The organism is Pelagibacterium montanilacus (genome assembly GCF_003992665.1).
In the GTDB taxonomy this organism is placed as follows: domain Bacteria; phylum Pseudomonadota; class Alphaproteobacteria; order Rhizobiales; family Devosiaceae; genus Pelagibacterium; species Pelagibacterium montanilacus.
The window spans coordinates 1-15,024 of the sequence record NZ_RZMX01000020.1; the positions used below are offsets into that span (position 1 = coordinate 1).

At 62.2% G+C, this 15,024-nt stretch carries 15 protein-coding genes and 2 pseudogenes; 7 read left to right on the top strand and 10 right to left on the bottom strand.

What is annotated here, in order from left to right; genetic code table 11:
* The first annotated feature begins 64 nt into the window (after window positions 1–64).
* Window positions 65–1,231, top strand: a pseudogene (locus EO136_RS08550) (IS3 family transposase).
* Window positions 1,232–1,343: 112 nt separating this feature from the next.
* Here EO136_RS08550 and EO136_RS18825 read toward each other — a convergent pair.
* The 8 genes and pseudogenes from EO136_RS18825 to EO136_RS08590 form a co-directional block, all read right to left on the bottom strand.
* Window positions 1,344–1,939 (bottom strand): annotated as a pseudogene (locus tag EO136_RS18825) (IS701 family transposase); the annotation flags it as partial.
* Window positions 1,940–2,000: 61 nt separating this feature from the next.
* Window positions 2,001–2,609 (bottom strand): thiamine pyrophosphate-dependent enzyme, encoded by a 609-nt coding sequence (locus EO136_RS08560; RefSeq protein ID WP_127144035.1) that lies wholly within the window; start codon window positions 2,607–2,609, stop codon window positions 2,001–2,003.
* Window positions 2,606–3,106, bottom strand: coding sequence for a thiamine pyrophosphate-binding protein (locus EO136_RS08565; protein ID WP_127144036.1), 501 nt, complete (start codon window positions 3,104–3,106; stop codon window positions 2,606–2,608). Before EO136_RS08565 ends, EO136_RS08560 begins: the two co-directional genes overlap by 4 nt.
* A 35-nt stretch (window positions 3,107–3,141) precedes the next feature.
* Window positions 3,142–3,618 (bottom strand): nucleoside deaminase, encoded by a 477-nt coding sequence (locus tag EO136_RS08570; protein WP_127144037.1) that lies wholly within the window; start codon window positions 3,616–3,618, stop codon window positions 3,142–3,144.
* A gap of 56 nt (window positions 3,619–3,674) precedes the next feature.
* Entirely contained in the window at window positions 3,675–4,691 is a 1,017-nt protein-coding gene (locus EO136_RS08575) for an ABC transporter substrate-binding protein (protein WP_127144038.1), read from the bottom strand.
* A gap of 35 nt (window positions 4,692–4,726) precedes the next feature.
* On the bottom strand, window positions 4,727–5,500 hold the full coding sequence (locus tag EO136_RS08580; protein WP_127144039.1) for an ABC transporter permease: 774 nt from the start codon (window positions 5,498–5,500) through the stop codon (window positions 4,727–4,729).
* Window positions 5,497–6,318: an ABC transporter ATP-binding protein gene (locus tag EO136_RS08585; RefSeq protein WP_127144040.1), complete on the bottom strand. Its 822-nt coding sequence runs from the start codon at window positions 6,316–6,318 to the stop codon at window positions 5,497–5,499. The genes EO136_RS08580 and EO136_RS08585 overlap by 4 nt, the downstream gene beginning before the upstream one ends.
* A gap of 103 nt (window positions 6,319–6,421) precedes the next feature.
* Window positions 6,422–7,357 carry a LysR family transcriptional regulator gene (locus EO136_RS08590; RefSeq protein ID WP_127144041.1) on the bottom strand — a complete coding sequence of 312 codons (936 nt, stop codon included), beginning with the start codon at window positions 7,355–7,357 and terminating at the stop codon, window positions 6,422–6,424.
* 483 nt (window positions 7,358–7,840) lie between these two features.
* Here EO136_RS08590 and ytfQ point away from each other — a divergent pair, with 483 nt between their 5' ends.
* The 5 genes from ytfQ (at window position 7,841) to EO136_RS08615 (ending at window position 13,328) form a co-directional block, all read left to right on the top strand.
* Window positions 7,841–8,815, top strand: a complete 975-nt coding sequence (ytfQ, locus tag EO136_RS08595; protein WP_127144042.1) for a galactofuranose ABC transporter, galactofuranose-binding protein YtfQ — start codon at window positions 7,841–7,843, stop codon at window positions 8,813–8,815.
* Window positions 8,816–8,944: 129 nt separating this feature from the next.
* Window positions 8,945–10,456 carry a sugar ABC transporter ATP-binding protein gene (locus tag EO136_RS08600; RefSeq protein WP_127144043.1) on the top strand — a complete coding sequence of 504 codons (1,512 nt, stop codon included), beginning with the start codon at window positions 8,945–8,947 and terminating at the stop codon, window positions 10,454–10,456.
* Window positions 10,453–11,499, top strand: coding sequence for an ABC transporter permease (locus tag EO136_RS08605; protein WP_127144044.1), 1,047 nt, complete (start codon window positions 10,453–10,455; stop codon window positions 11,497–11,499). The genes EO136_RS08600 and EO136_RS08605 overlap by 4 nt, the downstream gene beginning before the upstream one ends.
* Window positions 11,496–12,491 carry a galactofuranose ABC transporter, permease protein YjfF gene (yjfF, locus tag EO136_RS08610; protein ID WP_127144045.1) on the top strand — a complete coding sequence of 332 codons (996 nt, stop codon included), beginning with the start codon at window positions 11,496–11,498 and terminating at the stop codon, window positions 12,489–12,491. The genes EO136_RS08605 and yjfF overlap by 4 nt, the downstream gene beginning before the upstream one ends.
* Before the next feature lie 105 nt (window positions 12,492–12,596).
* A complete protein-coding gene (locus EO136_RS08615; RefSeq protein ID WP_246018305.1) occupies window positions 12,597–13,328 on the top strand; it encodes a FadR/GntR family transcriptional regulator in 732 nt (243 codons plus the stop codon).
* A 21-nt stretch (window positions 13,329–13,349) separates the two neighbouring features.
* Here the strand turns inward: EO136_RS08615 and EO136_RS08620 are convergent, their stop codons facing one another.
* Both EO136_RS08620 and EO136_RS08625 read right to left on the bottom strand, forming a co-directional pair.
* Complete coding sequence (locus tag EO136_RS08620) at window positions 13,350–13,982, bottom strand: NrsF family protein (protein WP_127144047.1); 633 nt, start codon at window positions 13,980–13,982, stop codon at window positions 13,350–13,352.
* A complete protein-coding gene (locus tag EO136_RS08625) occupies window positions 13,983–14,525 on the bottom strand; it encodes a sigma-70 family RNA polymerase sigma factor (RefSeq protein ID WP_127144048.1) in 543 nt (180 codons plus the stop codon). It lies immediately after the preceding gene.
* Window positions 14,526–14,725: 200 nt separating this feature from the next.
* On the opposite strand from EO136_RS08625, the gene EO136_RS08630 reads away from it, so the two are divergent.
* Window positions 14,726–15,016 (top strand): BufA1 family periplasmic bufferin-type metallophore, encoded by a 291-nt coding sequence (locus EO136_RS08630; protein WP_206513298.1) that lies wholly within the window; start codon window positions 14,726–14,728, stop codon window positions 15,014–15,016.
* Window positions 15,017–15,024 lie beyond the last annotated feature (8 nt).

Consider the following 15,024-nt stretch of genomic DNA (forward strand, 5'->3'; position numbering starts at 1 on the left):
TGACGTTGCCCCTTGGAGCTAATCCAGTTTGAAATAGACTCTGGCCCATCGAAAAGGACCAGAGATGAAACGCAACAGGTTCAGCGAAGAACAGATTATCGGCATCCTCAAGGAGCATGAGGCAGGCGTTCCGGTCGCCGATTTGTGCCGGAAGCACGGCGTGAGCAGCGCCAGTATCTACAAATGGAAAGCCAAATACGGCGGCATGGATGTGAGCGAGGCCAAGCGGCTTAAATCGCTCGAGGACGAAAACGCCAAGCTCAAGAAGCTCCTGGCCGATACCATGCTCGACAACTCCGCACTCAAGGATCTTCTTGGAAAAAAATGGTAGCGCCCGCCGCCAGGCGAAAGGCGGTCGCTTATCTCAGGGAGACCTTTGAGATGAGCGAGCGGCGGGCGTGCACAGTGCTGGGCTGTTGTCGCATGACCATGCGATATCAGGGCAGCCGCGTGGATGATATCGATCTGCGGGATCGGATGAAGGCAATTGCCCATGAACGCCGGCGCTTTGGATATCGGCGGCTACATGTGCTGTTGCGCCGGGAAGGCTATGTGGTCAACCACAAGCGTCTGTTCCGGATGTATCGGGAAGAGAAGCTATCGGTGCGGCGCAGGGGGTGCCGGAAGCGGGCCTTGGGAACGCGGGCGCCGATGGTCATCCCCATGGCACCCAACGAGCGCTGGTCGTTGGACTTTGTCTCCGACCAACTGACCGACGGGCGCCGGTTCAGGGTTCTGGCCGTCGTGGATGACTGCACGCGCGAGTGCCTGGCGCTCGTCGCTGATACATCCCTCTCAGGTCTGCGGGTTGCCCGAGAGCTCGAAATGATCATGGCGGCACGTGGCAAACCGAAGATGATTGTCAGCGACAACGGCACCGAGTTCACCTCCAATGCCATCCTGGGCTTCGCCGACCGGCACAAGATCGACTGGCACTATATCGCCCCGGGAAAGCCGATGCAGAACGCGTTCATTGAATCGTTCAATGGCAGGCTCAGGGACGAGATGCTCAACGAGACCTTGTTCCCGAGCCTCTCCTACGCACGCATCGCCCTTCGAGAATGGCTGGCTGACTACAATGCCAATCGCCCACACTCGCGGCTGGGCTGGCTCACCCCCCCCACGACGGGACCTGGCGCTGCGCTCAATGGCCAGCTCCGCGCCAGCCCCCGTCTTCCACCAGGCTCGGCAGGGCCAAAACAACTCCAGGAGTCTACGTCACGCTGGATAAAAGTTGGGGGCAACGTCAGTCGCCAGAGCGACCATGCGCTAATGTATGAAGGATCAATGCGCTCGTGCGAGGCGGGTAGCGATGAGCCGGATTTCCTGAATCGGCCATCGGATCAATTGTCGATCTTGCGTCTTGCGGGCTGAATCGTTCTTGGGGGAAGCACGGCGTTGGCGCGATAGCCGATGACAGCCACCATGGCAAAGGCGCATGCCGAGCGAAACATGGCGATGCCAGCCATGCCAGGATCGGGTCTTATTGTGATCGAGGCCGAACTCATTCTTGGCGGTTTCGAGACTGTATTCTATCGGCCGCCGGCGCCCCTCCACCGTGACCGGTTTCTCCAGGGTCGCCCAAAACGGACACCCGGTGGAGAAGAATGCGAGATCACCATCGACAATGTTACGACGATCATCAGCCCACGGGTCCAGATGCCGGCAAAGTCCGCGTCGAAATCAGCGGCGTCAAGATCGGCGAGTTCGAGATAGGCCCAATGCAGGCTCGCGCCTTTGCTTCCCTCGCCTGCCGACAGCTGTCGCCAGGCCTCCTCCGGCAAGGCCTCGGCGATATCCTTTGCGGTTCCAGCCACAGCCAGCGGCTTGTTCCATGAGCGGAAGGAATGGGTGGCGTCACGCCCAGCACTTAGCCCTTGCCTGCTCGTCTGAGGGCGATTTCGATATCACCCACGCCATAGACGCCGTCGGCCACCACTCAGGAGAACTGTAATGCCAGCAGCCCACCACTCACACAAACTGCGTTGGTCCTCCGCCCATTAGTTGTGCTCACTCGGGCCCATGATGGTGATGCTCTCGGTCAGCTCCACATGGCGCACGAAGATGTACTTGTCCTCACGGCCATCGGAATGTTTGCGCCTGATCCCGGGCTCTGGGGTCGTGTCGACCTTAGCGACGATCACGAATGGGCCGTAGGTCTTCATGGCCAGATCACAGAGTTTGGTAAATCCCTCGATATCCGTGGCGGTGTGCGCCTGCTCAACCCCCGCTCCCCGGGCAATGGCGGCGAGATCGACCCGACCACTGGCGGTATGGGTGGGCGGCCCACCGATGGACTGATAGCATTCATTGTCCCAGACCACGACCTTGAGGTTTCCGGGCTGCTCATTTCCCAGCGTGGCGAGGATCCCAAGGTTGAACAAAAGCCCCCCATCGGTATCCAGCGAGATGATCCGGCGATGCGGCAACCCGGCAGCCAGCCCGAATGCCTGCGGAGTCACACACCCCAATTGCTGCTGGAACAGACTGGCCTCGCGCATATGGGGCGCGGCATTATACCATTCGTCCACGCTGCCACCCAGCGAAAGGATGACCAGCTCGTCGGACAGCCGGGAAGCGAGGATGGTCATGCAATCGAAGCGTCTCATCGTACCAGTTCTCCGCCAAGCACGACCGCGGAGTGGTGATAGGCAGCGTAGGACCATTGATAGGCGTCCGCTACGGCTCTTGCGATCTCGGCCTCCCGGTCCACGATCCGATAAGGGATGCGCAGTGCATTGAGTACCGGCTCCATGGTGATGCCATGGGGAATGGCCCACCAGTTGTTCTCGCCCAGCTCGCCGCGGAAGCTCATGATCATGATCACCGGAATGCCCGCACCCAGCCCCATTCGGGCTAATGGCTCGACCGAGGCCCTCAGGCCAGAATTCTCCATGATGAGCACGGCTCGCTTTCCCGAAAGAAAGACACCACCGCAGATCGCGGCTCCCTCCCCCTCATTGGTGACACGGATGGTCCTGAACGTCGGCTCCGCATCGAGCGCAGGGTAGAGCTCCTTGAAGAGCGAGTCCGGCAGATAACAGACGATACTCACGCCGGCGGCTTTGAGCCCGGCAATGACGGCGTCCACGGCGCTGGGGCGCATGGGTGTCTCCTTGATGATCGAACGCGAGGATGGACCTAGCGGGTGAGTTCCACCTTCGCATCGCGATAAAGAGCGACGCATTCCTCGTGCAGCACGCCGGTCACAAGGGTGAGGTCCCATCCGACCATCCGCGCAAAGTTCTCGACGGAATAGGTGTTGAAATTGAAAGCGAGCGTGGCGAGCTTCTGTATGTCGGTGTTGCGCGCGCCGAGTACCAGCGTACCCATTCCAGCGTTCAGCACCGCGCCCAGACACATCGGACAGGGCTCGCAGGTGGAATAGAAGACAGCGTCGGGCAAGTGCCGCCGCCCCAGCTTTTGGGTGGCCATTTTGACCGCCAGCGTTTCCGAGTGCGCGGTAGTGTCGCTGGTGGAGACCTTGAGCGAACGGCTGCGCACGACGACCTCGCCGTCGCAGACGACGACCGCTCCAAAGGGCTGCTCGCCCGAGGCAGCCCCGGCCCGCGCTTCTTCTATGGCCATCGCCATGTAGTGTTCGTGGACTTGCGCCATATTTCGTCCTTTGTGTGACGCGCGGCGGCAGGGGCCGCCGCGCTTTGGTGCGGCTGTCAGGGAAGCATCCGCTCTTCGGCAGGCGGCAGGAAGGCGGGATCGAAGATCGCCTCGACCTCTGGGGCGGCCTCGAGTTCGTAGACCTCGGCAATGGTCTCGATCGAGGAGGCAAGGCGATCCATGGACAGGTGGCCGATACCCAGCTCGCCGGTCTCGTCGGTATAGAGCTGGTTGTCGATGGTGTACTGGAGACGCTGCATTTCCAGATCGGCATCGTTGAGGGGCTCAATCTCCATGAGCACGTCGATGCCGGCTTGCGGTTCAGACACCACATCGAGCACGGCACGGTTGATGGCGCGCACCAAGCCTGCCACCACTTCGGGCTGCTCCTCGATCATTGCCCGCGAGACGATCACCCCGTTCGAGTAGAGATCCAGCCCGTTGTCGCTGTAAAAGAACCAGTTGAAATCAGTCTCGGGATCAAGGCCCATCGCGATGAAGTTCATGTAGCTGGTCGCACCAAACTGCGCGATGGCCTCCGCGTCACCGCTGATGAGCATCTGCTCGATCAGGTTCTGCGCGGCGTTTAGAACCTCGACGTTCTGCCCGTCGAACCCGTTTGCTTCCGCAAGCGCGGGAAACAGGCGGAACGTCGCCGACCCGGCCGGAGAAGCGATCACGCGACCTTCGACGTCGGGGAGTTCTTGCACCGGGCCATCGGCCTTGGAAATGATGGCGAACGGCGCGCGGTTATAGACGAGGTAAACCATGACGGGCGCGTCTTCGGGCTCGGTCGCGGCGGCCTGGATCACGGCGTTGATGTCGCCGAAGCCTGCGTCGTAGGCCCCGGTCATCACGCGGCTGACAGCTGCCGCCGAGCCTTCGCCCTGATCGATGGTGATGTCGATGCCTTCGTCTTCGAAATAGCCGCGCTCCTCGGCGAGATAGAACCAGGAGTGCGGGCCCTGGGCGGCCCAATCAAGGGTGAAGTTGACCGGGACGTTCTGGGCCATCGCTGACCCGGTGGCGAACGTGACCGTGCTGGCGAGCAGGGCTGGAAGCAGTCTAATCATGGCAATAGTCCTTGTGCGGGAGGTGGAAGATCGAACTAGGCGAGCGGGTCCCTGCCCCTCGTGGCCCAGCGCGTGAAGCGCCGCTCCACAATGGAAAAGAGCGTGTAAAAGAGGACGCCGGTGATCGAGATCATCAGCAGCGCTGCGAAAACCAGCGGCATGTTGAAGTTCGACGAAGCGACCAGCATCGCATTGCCGATGCCCCGGTTGGCCGCGATCGTCTCGGAGGTGATCGAGCCGATGAAGGCGACTGTGATCGCGACCTTCATTGCCGCAAAGAGATAGGGCATGGTCCGCGGCAGCCCCACGTTCCAGAAGATATCCGCCTTGCTGGCGCCAAGCGCCTTCAGGACATCCTCGAGTTCGGGCTCGGTGGTGGCGAGGCCAGTAGCGACGTTGACCACGACGGGAAAGACCGAAATCGCGAAGGCAGTAGCGATGGCCGGTCCGGTTCCCGCGCCCATCCACACCACAAAGATCGGGATCAGCGCCACCTTGGGAATGGAGGATATGCCCACCAGAATGGGATAGATTGCCTCGTAGGCCAGGCGCGAGGTCCCCACAAGCCCGCCGATCAGAGTTCCGATCACCACGCTGAGCGTGAAGCCGATCACGGTCGTGTAAAGGGTCTGCACCAGATGCGGCTGCAGGGCCCCGAAACGGGTATAAAGGGTATGGATAATGGAACTGGGCGGCGGCAGGATGAACTGGCTGACGTCGAATGCGCGGCACACGAACTCCCAGAACAAGAAAACTGAAACGATGATCGCGATCGAATAGATGCGCATCGTGAAGTCGCTCAGCTTCATATTGCGCCCTCCCTGCTGTCGATCAGCGCACGCATGTGCCGGCACAGATCCACCGATTGAGTGTCGTAGGTCCCTTCGATGGTCCGCGGCCGCTGCAAGGGCACGGCGATGTCTTCGAGAATGCGGCCAGGGCGCGGCGTCATGACGATGATCCTGGAAGCCAGGAATGCGGCTTCCCGCAGGTCGTGGGTCACGAGCAGAACCGTAGGCCGCCGCTCGATCCACATGGACTGCATGGTTATCCAGAGCGATTCACGGGTGAATTGGTCGAGGGCCCCGAAGGGCTCGTCAAGCAGGAGGATGTCGGGCTCGTGGATCAGTGCGCGGCATAGGTTGGCGCGCTGGACCATTCCTCCCGAAAGCTGCCAGGGATACTTCGAGGCGAACTGGCCGAGGCCAACGCTTTCGAGTAAACCCATTGCGCGATCCCTGAATGACCGCTTGCGCTCGCGCTGATAGCGGTCGCGATAGGGGCGCACGATCTTGAGCGGAAGCATGACATTGGCTTCCACTGTCAGCCACGGCAGCATGGTCGGATTCTGAAAGGCCAGCCCGACTTTTGCAGCCGGCGAGCCCACTTCCCTGCCGGCCACTGTCGCAGCGCCGGAATCAGGTACTTCCAGCCCAGCCAGTATCCTCAGTATGGTGGACTTTCCGCACCCCGAAGGTCCGACCAGCGCCACGAAATCTCCCGCATCGACATCGAGATTGATATCGTTGAGCGCATGGACGGCCGAACCGTCTTGGCCGAAGACGCGGTCGACGCCATCAAGCTCGATGGCCTTTGACGCGTGCGATGCCGGCTGGAAGGAAGACACATGGACACCTGATTCTGGATCGCTCGAAGCCTGAGCTTTCCATCATGCTGTCACACGCAAAATGTTCTCGATAGGATGATTTTTTCGCATATGATGTTGCTCATTAAGCAACATCATCGCTTTCATCGAGCTTGGCCAGTGCTTCTCCGAGCATTCGAGAAACCGCGGACGCGGCCTGCGGCAGGGCGCTGTTGGCGCGGGCGACGAGAAGCAATTCCCGCATCTTCACATTGGGGTCGCTCAAAGGCACGAACACGAGCCGCCCGCTCTCGAGTTCCGGCTCGACCCCCACCCGGGTCTGGAAGGTGACACCCTGACCCGAACGGGCTAGCTCGATCAGCGCGCCGATCGAGTTGGTCACAACGCGAGAGCGAAAATCCACGCCGGCCGCCGCGGCCGCGATTTCGATCGTGCGCCCGAGCGTCAGGGAAGGTTCGGCGAGCAGGATGGGCTCCAGCGCGAAGTCGCGCAGCGTGACCGACCGATTGCCCGCGAGCGGATGATCGGGACGAAGCAGAGCCCCGAGCTTCATCCTGCAACTGGCAAGGCGGCGCGCACGGCGGGGCACGTCCACGTCGAAAGCCACTGCGAGATCGTGCAAACCGTTCGCCACCGATTCGAACGCCTCGGTGGATCCGGCCACATGGATATCGACCTCGACATTCTCATGGCTACGCCAGAACATGCCCAGAACCTTGGGGATCGCATGGCGCGCCACGCTCTCGATGGCCGCGATCGATACCGTACCGCCGCGCAGACCTTTGAGGTCCTGGATGAAATTGAGCGCATGGCCGAGCTCGAGCGCACTGGCCCGGGTGTGATAAAGCAGCGTTTCGCCGGCACTGGTGAGCTTGAGCCTGCGGCTGACCCGATCGAACAACTGGACGTCCAGATCGGCCTCGATCTGCCTTATGCTGCGGCTGAGCACCGAGGGGGCCACGTTGAGCGCATGGGCGGCCCTGCGGATGGATCCGAACTCGGCCACGAGTTGGAAATAATGCAGTTTCGTCGAGATGAGACCAAAACGGCGCGCGTCCATCCTCTAAGCCCCCCGATGCATCCACTCGCTCGTTGACCGATTAGCGCCCTGACTGTGGCGTCTACACGAAAGGGAAGCCCGGTTCTACGCTGTCGGAGCATGGCCAGGCGCTGCACCAACAGAAGCTGGCCCCGGAAAACGTGCCCGGGAGTATTATCATAGGCAATGGGCTGTTCCAGCCTCCTGTTCCTCGGACGACGATCCGTTGTGCCTCCTCGTCATCGGCAGCGAGAGCGGCGGAATAGGCGGATCAGGCGCCGGGTCCTTGCCCGCTTCGATGTGTCCACCCGCAGCCCTCCCGCGCCGGCCTGCCTGAGCGATCTGACGACCCCATTTCCGTTTCGCGCCATAGCCCGTGTGGCGTTCACCGGGCCTCGGCAAGCAGAGCGTTCGAATCGCGCTTTACATTAAGTATTACTTTATGCAGACTATTGCGTGCGGCTGGTTAGGGAGGCTCTGACCGGCGCACACAGGAGGAACATCATGAAACTCGTAAACTTGCTTGCGCTCAGCGTAAGCACATTCGCTGTCATGGGCTCTGGCGCTATGGCGCAGAGCGGTCTTGAAGGCATGACCATCGGCTTTTCCCAGATCGGCTCCGAGTCCGGCTGGCGCGCCGCCGAAACGTCGGTAACCCGCCAGCAGGCCGAGGAATGGGGCGTGAACCTGCAGTTTTCCGACGCCCAGCAGCGCCAGGAAAACCAGATCCGCGCCATTCGCAGCTTTGTCGCCCAAGGCGTGGACGCGATCCTTTTGGCTCCCGTCGTGGCGACAGGTTGGGAGGAAGTGCTTTCCGAGGCCAAGGATGCCGAGATTCCCGTGGTGCTGCTCGACCGCGGCATCGAAGCACCCGAAGATCTTTATCTTACTTCCGTTGCATCCGATCAGGTCCTTGAGGGCCGTGTTGCGGGCGAATGGCTGGTCGAGGAAGTCGCCGGCGAGGAATGCCGCGTCGTCGAGCTCCAGGGCACTGTCGGCTCGTCGCCGGCCATCAACCGCAAGCAGGGCTTTGAGGAAGCTATTGCGGAAACCGACACCATCGAGATCGTCCGCAGCCAGACCGGTGACTTCACGCGTGCCCAGGGCAAGCAGGTCATGGAAGGGTTCCTGCGTGCGGAAAATGGTGGTGCCGACATCTGCGCACTCTATGCCCACAATGACGACATGGCCGTCGGCGCCATCCAGGCGATCAACGAAGCTGGCCTGGCGCCCGGCGAAGACATCCTCGTGGTGTCGATCGATGCCGTTCCCGACATCTTCACGGCAATCGCGGCCGGCGAGGCCAACGCCACGGTAGAGCTGACCCCGAACATGGCAGGGCCCGCGTTCGAAGCACTGGACGCCTATCTCAACGATGGCGTCGAGCCCGAGAAGTTCATCATCACCGAATCGCGCCTTTACACGGCCGAGGACGACCCCGAGGGCGAAGCCGAGCGTCGCCGCGGCCTGGGCTACTGATCTCCGGCCCCGCAGAAGGTGAGGGCTGAGGCCTGAACGGCCTCGTCCCCCAAGCGCGGGCAGGCCGATTCGAGAGGCGGGGCCAGCAGGGCCCTGCCTCATCCCCCTCCGGTCAAAAAGGGTGCGATCATGGCTGAGCCGTTATTGAGCGCCGCGCACATCGACAAATCCTTCCTCGACAACAAGGTCCTCGACGATGTCAGCATGGATCTGCTGCCCGGAGAGGTTCATGCGCTGCTCGGAGAAAACGGCGCAGGCAAGTCCACGCTGATCAAGATCCTCACCGGGGCCTATACCCACGATTCAGGCACCATTCTGCTCGAGGGCAGGCCGGTTCATCCCAGAGACACCAAGCATGCCCAGGAGATGGGCGTCGGCACGGTCTATCAGGAAGTCAATCTGCTTCCCAACATGACCGTCGCGGAAAATCTTTATATCGGGCGCCAGCCGCGCCGGTTCGGTCTCGTGGACAGCAGGAAGATGGAGCGCGACGCCCACCAGCTTCTGGCGCGCTACCAGCTCGACATCGATGTCGGCGCACAACTCGACACCTATTCGGTCGCCGTCCAGCAGATCATCGCCATCGCGCGCGCGGTCGACATCTCCGGCAAGGTGCTCATCCTGGACGAGCCCACTGCCAGCCTCGACCAGCATGAAGTGGATGTGTTGTTCGCCATCCTCGGGCGCCTGAAGGCCGACGGTATGGCGATCGTTTTCATCACCCATTTTCTCGATCAGGTCTACGAAATCGCCGACAGGGTCACGGTGCTGCGCAACGGCAAGCGTGTCGGATCGCACCCCATCCAGGACCTGGACCGCATGGAGCTGGTCAAGATGATGCTGGGCCAGGCGCTCGAGCATGACGAGGCCATGAGGATCGGCAAAGCGCGCCAAGCCGGCGAGCTTTACGCGTCCTTTCGCAATTATGCTCTGTCCGGCAAGGCCGCACCGTTCGACCTCGATCTGCACAAGGGCGAGATCGTCGGCGTTGCCGGACTGCTCGGATCGGGACGAACGGAGATGGCGCGCCTTCTGTTCGGGATCGACAGGCCCGACAGCGGTGAGCTGACAGTGGCCGGCCAGAAGGCCAGGCTGCGCGAGCCTCGTGATGCCGTTGCCCTGGGCTTTGCCTTTGCGCCCGAGGATCGCAAGATCGATGGCATCCTAGGGGATCTGACCGTCAGGGAAAATATCATGATCGCGCTGCAGGCGCGCCAGGGTTGGACGCGACCGCTTTCCCAAAAGGCCCAGGTCGAAATGGCCGATCATTTCGTCAAGGCGCTCGACATCCGGACCACCGGAATCGAACAGCCCGTGAAGTTTCTTTCCGGCGGCAACCAGCAGAAAGTCGTGCTCGCGCGCTGGCTTGCCACCAATCCCAGATTGCTGATTCTGGACGAGCCCACCCGCGGCATCGATGTGGGCGCCCATGCGGAAATCATCCGCATGATCAACGCATTGTGCGACCAGGGCATGAGCCTGTTCGTCATTTCCTCGGAGCTCGACGAGATCGTGGCCTACTCCTCGCGCGTGCTCGTTTTGCGCGATCGGGCCATTTCCGGCGAACTGCGCGGCGCTGAAATCACCCAGGGAGCCATAATGGAAATGATCGCGGCCCAGCATGAGGTGCAGCCATTATGACCCGTCCGATGCGTTCGCTGGTCAAGCCGCAATTCGTCGCGCTCGCCCTGATCCTGCTGTTGAACTGGATCCTGTTTCCCGGGTTCTTCAGTTTCTTTGTCCGCGACGGTCGCATATACGGCTCACTGATCGACGTGCTCAACCGCGGCGCTCCCGTGGCGATCCTTGCGATCGGCATGACGGCGGTGATTGCCACGCGCGGCATCGACCTTTCGGTCGGCGCGGTCATGGCCATCGCGGGCGCGGTGGCGGCAACCATGGTGGGCGATGGCACGCCGCTTTTCATCGTGCTGATGGCCGCGCTCGGCGTGGGGCTCCTGTGCGGGCTCTGGAACGGAACGTTGGTGGCCGTTCTGGGCCTGCAGCCGATTATCGCCACGCTCATCCTGATGGTTGCTGGGCGCGGGATCGCCCAGACCATCACCGAAGGCTTCATCGTCACCTTCAACGATCCGGGCCTGATCTTCCTGGGATCGGGAGCGATGCTCGGGCTCCCGACGCCCATCATCATCATGGCCACCCTCGCCGTGCTCGCGACAGCGGTCTTCCGACTGACCGCGCTGGGATTGTTCGTTCAATCCATCGGCGTCAACGAATCGGCATCGACCTATGCCGGGCTGCGCTCGCGTGCCCTGCTGATCGGGGTCTACGCCTTTGCGGGGTTCTGTGCCGCGACCTCGGGGATCATCGCGGCAGCCGACATTCGTGGCGCCGATGCCAACAATGTGGGGCTTTGGCTCGAGCTCGACGCCATTCTCGCGGTCGTGATCGGAGGCACCTCGCTGATGGGGGGGCGCTTTTCCATCCCCATGTCCGTGGTCGGCGCCCTCATCATTCAGGCGATGAACACCGGTATCCTGGTCTCGGGCTTCCCGCCCGAGTTCAATCTTCTGGTCAAGGCAGCGCTGATCATCGTCATCCTCGTCGTCCAGTCGCCGCTGGCAGGCCGCATCTGGTACTTCGTAGCGCCATCGCGCGAGCGCCCGCCTGACGATCGCCCTTCTCGAACGACCGCAACCAGCGCTGAAGGTGGACCCAAATGAACGCGCGATACTGGCCCCTCGTGGCGACAATCACGATCTTTGTCGTCGCCTACGCGCTCGCGGTGATGCAGTTCCCGGCCCTGTTCTCAACACGCGTGCTCGGCAATCTTCTGACCGACAACGCATTCCTGGGCGTCACCGCCGTAGGCATGACCTTCGTCATCCTGTCCGGCGGCATCGACCTCTCCGTGGGCTCCGTGATCGCTTTCTCGGGCGTTCTCGTCGCCGTTCTCGTCAGCCAGCTCGGCCTTCATCCCCTGCCGGCTTTCGCCATCACGCTTCTGATCTGCACCTGCTTTGGCGGGACCATGGGCGCGATGATCTATTATCTCGAAGTGCCCGCCTTCATCGTCACGCTCGCCGGCATGTTTCTCGCACGCGGCGTCACATTCCTTCTGACCCAGGACTCCATCCCCATCGATCACGCATTTTACGATTGGGTCCGCCAGTTCTACTACGTCATGCCCGGCGGCGGCCGCATCACCTTCAATGGCGGCCTGATGCTCCTGGTGTTCCTGGTCGGGATTATCGTGGCCCATCGCACACGGTTCGGCTCATACGTCTACGCAATGGGCGGCAATGCGCAATCCGCCGCGCTTCTGGGAGTGCCGGTCGCACGCACGACCATCGGCATATATGCGATGTCGAGCTTTCTTGCGGGGCTTTCGGGCATCGTCTATTCGCTCTACACCTCGTCGGGCTACCCGCTCGCTGCGGTGGGGGTCGAACTCGAGACGATCGCGGCCGTGGTCATCGGAGGCACCCTGCTCTCGGGAGGTGTCGGCTTCATGTTCGGCACGCTCATTGGCATTTCCATCCAGGGCATGATCCAGACCTACATCGTCTTTGATGGCACCCTGTCGAGTTGGTGGACCAAGATCGTCATCGGCGGCCTGCTCTTCGGATTCATCGTCATGCAGCGGGTCATCATCGCGGCATCCAGACGGGACTGGCGCACAAAGCCCCACCCCGAGCCTGCACCGTCGGGCTGAGGCTCCGGCGCGGGCCACGATGTCGCACGGTGGTGACCGATAGAGAGAATTATGGAAAAAGCGCCAGCACTGGGTTCAGGATCTTCGGGAGAAGGTGCGTCCGCGATGCTGGGAAGAAAGCGAAAGCCGGCCAATCTTCACGCGCAGGTGGTGCGTGAACTGGGCATGGATATCGTTTCGGGCCGTTTTCCCGAGCACCATGTGCTGCCGGGCGATGTGGAGCTGACCGGCCGCTTTCAGGTGTCGAGGACGGTCATCCGGGATGCCATCAAGGCCCTGGCCGCCAAGGGCATCGTTCAGCCCCGGGCGCGCGTGGGGACCAGGGTTCTGGCGCGGCGCAGTTGGAACATGTTCGATTCCGACGTGCTGTCCTGGCATCTGCAATCGGGAAACGACGCCGCCCTCGTCGACCAGCTCGCCGAAATCCGCATGGGGTTCGAGCCCGAGGCGGCGGCTTTGGCCGCCCGGCGCAGAACATCCGAAGATTGCGAAGCGATCATGCATGCGCTCGAGAACATGTCCCTGCCCGACATCGACTCCCAGGAGTTCGCCTTGCACGATCTCGAGTTTCACAAGGCCATCGCCAATGCCTCGGCAAATCCCTTCATGGTATCGATCACCTCGGTGGTCGAAGCGGCCCTCTCGGTGTCCTTCACCATCAGCTCGCCGATCATGCTCGGCAAAGAGGCCCTGGCCCACACCCTAAAGTTGCACGCAACCATCGCCCAGGCGGTGGTGTCCCGGCAGCCCGAGGAGGCGGCGGCAGCCATGCGCGAGGTCATCCTGGACGGCATCAAAAGGACCAAAAAGAGCGACGAAAGACGTAACGGCCAGTAGCAGCGGACCACTCGGCTCGCATCACCAGCGCACGAACAACCGCCCAAGCGCCGCGCCCATGGCCGTCACCAACGCGATGGCAATCGGGTACCAGACCATGACGAACAGCGGGGAATCGTCGGTGCAATGGGCCGCATAAAATGTCGCCCCGATCGCTCCGGCCGTCAGCCCGACCAGTGCGCCGGACAAGGCCGGCCTGGTCGGCGCGCCGTTTCGTAGAGCCAGAGTCAGAACGAGGACCGGCGCGAGGCTGATGAGCGGAATGAACGTCAGGCAGACGAGCATGTTCTTGCCCACCGCGGCCATGGCCCAGACTCCGGCAGGCAACGCCATCAGCTCGGTGCCAACGGCGGCAAACCCCAGCACCGGCGCGATCAGCAGAGCCCGCAACGGCACGCGCGCACCCGGCACGGCAGCGGCGCGCAGAACCATGAACCCCGACAGGGCAAGGGACAGCGTCAAGACGAACTTGAAGTCGAACCGGAGCGTCTGAACGGCCGCCATCAGGTCCGCGCGCGGACCGATGGTCGCGAAAAACACGAGGCCGGCCAGAACCACGCTGCCTAGTATGGCGAGCGTCCAGGCCCGGTCCTGCCCGGTTCTGGTTGAGGATGTGTCCGCGGCCAGCGCGGTGATCAGGTCTTCGGTACGCATTCAGTCGGTCTTTCCGAATTTGGCGGCAATGGCAGCGAGGCCGCGGTGCAGCGCGACCCGCACCGCCGTTTCCTTCATGCCCAGCCGTTTGGCCGTTTCCTCTATCGAGGCGCCCTCAACCCCGATGGCCGATACGACCTGGCGTTGCCCGTCCGAAAGGCAGTCGAGCGCTCTCTGGACGTCGCGGGCCAGAACGGTCTGCTTTTCTTCGCCTGCCAGCGTGTCCGCGAAAGCCGCGATGTCGAGTTCCACGCGGTGACCGCGCCGCCTGTAGGCGTCGATGATCTTGTAGCGGGCTATCGCATAAATCCAGGGGCCGATGGGCTCCTCGGGACGCCAGGTGTGTCGTTTCAGATGGACCGCCAACAACGTCTCCTGGACGATGTCCTCCGGGTCGAGCCCGGCCCCGGACCCGATCTTTCGCCGGGCGATCGGCCTGATCAGCCGGGCAATATCGCCCAGCAGCCGTGCATACCCGGACTCGTCACCGGCCAGCACAGCCCGCATCAGATCGGAAAGTTCCTTGTCCTTGGCGGGTGTCATCGTATCTCCCCAGTACGCTCGGACACGCGTGCTTGTTACGGCCGCCGGCGGGCATTTTCCATTTTCGCGCGCACGCCGCCCGGTAACGAATCCGTGTAGCCGCGGGAAGAGCGTAACAATCGGCGTCCCCGCCACGAACAGCTTCTCATGGTGCCGCAAAACGCCGGTACCGCGAACCACTGTTTGAAGGATGGACCATCATGAACCGCACGATTGCTTCGCTCGCACTCGCCTCTTCTCTCGCAGCCGCCATGGCAGGTGGCGGGATCGCCACGGCACAGGACACCGGCGACATGGAGAAATGCTACGGAGTGGCGCTGGCAGGAGAGAACGACTGCGCGGCAGGCCCGGGCACCACATGCGCCGGCACCTCCACCATGGACTATCAGGGCAATGCCTGGTCGCTGGTTCCCGCAGGGACCTGCGAGGACATCGCGCTGGATGGTGACCGGATGGGCTCGCTCGCCGAGCTCGATCGCGATCTCCCCTGATCGAAGCC

Coding starts and splice junctions, on each gene's coding strand:
- EO136_RS08615 (WP_246018305.1), top strand. CDS start 12,597: ATGCTGGGAAGAAAGCGAAAGCCGGCCAATCTTCACGCGCAGGTGGTG.
- EO136_RS08625 (WP_127144048.1), bottom strand. CDS start 14,525: ATGACACCCGCCAAGGACAAGGAACTTTCCGATCTGATGCGGGCTGTG.
- EO136_RS08600 (WP_127144043.1), top strand. CDS start 8,945: ATGGCTGAGCCGTTATTGAGCGCCGCGCACATCGACAAATCCTTCCTC.
- EO136_RS08570 (WP_127144037.1), bottom strand. CDS start 3,618: ATGGCGCAAGTCCACGAACACTACATGGCGATGGCCATAGAAGAAGCG.
- ytfQ (WP_127144042.1), top strand. CDS start 7,841: ATGAAACTCGTAAACTTGCTTGCGCTCAGCGTAAGCACATTCGCTGTC.
- EO136_RS08630 (WP_206513298.1), top strand. CDS start 14,726: ATGAACCGCACGATTGCTTCGCTCGCACTCGCCTCTTCTCTCGCAGCC.
- yjfF (WP_127144045.1), top strand. CDS start 11,496: ATGAACGCGCGATACTGGCCCCTCGTGGCGACAATCACGATCTTTGTC.
- EO136_RS08590 (WP_127144041.1), bottom strand. CDS start 7,357: ATGGACGCGCGCCGTTTTGGTCTCATCTCGACGAAACTGCATTATTTC.
- EO136_RS08580 (WP_127144039.1), bottom strand. CDS start 5,500: ATGAAGCTGAGCGACTTCACGATGCGCATCTATTCGATCGCGATCATC.
- EO136_RS08565 (WP_127144036.1), bottom strand. CDS start 3,106: ATGCGCCCCAGCGCCGTGGACGCCGTCATTGCCGGGCTCAAAGCCGCC.
- EO136_RS08560 (WP_127144035.1), bottom strand. CDS start 2,609: ATGAGACGCTTCGATTGCATGACCATCCTCGCTTCCCGGCTGTCCGAC.
- EO136_RS08620 (WP_127144047.1), bottom strand. CDS start 13,982: ATGCGTACCGAAGACCTGATCACCGCGCTGGCCGCGGACACATCCTCA.
- EO136_RS08605 (WP_127144044.1), top strand. CDS start 10,453: ATGACCCGTCCGATGCGTTCGCTGGTCAAGCCGCAATTCGTCGCGCTC.
- EO136_RS08575 (WP_127144038.1), bottom strand. CDS start 4,691: ATGATTAGACTGCTTCCAGCCCTGCTCGCCAGCACGGTCACGTTCGCC.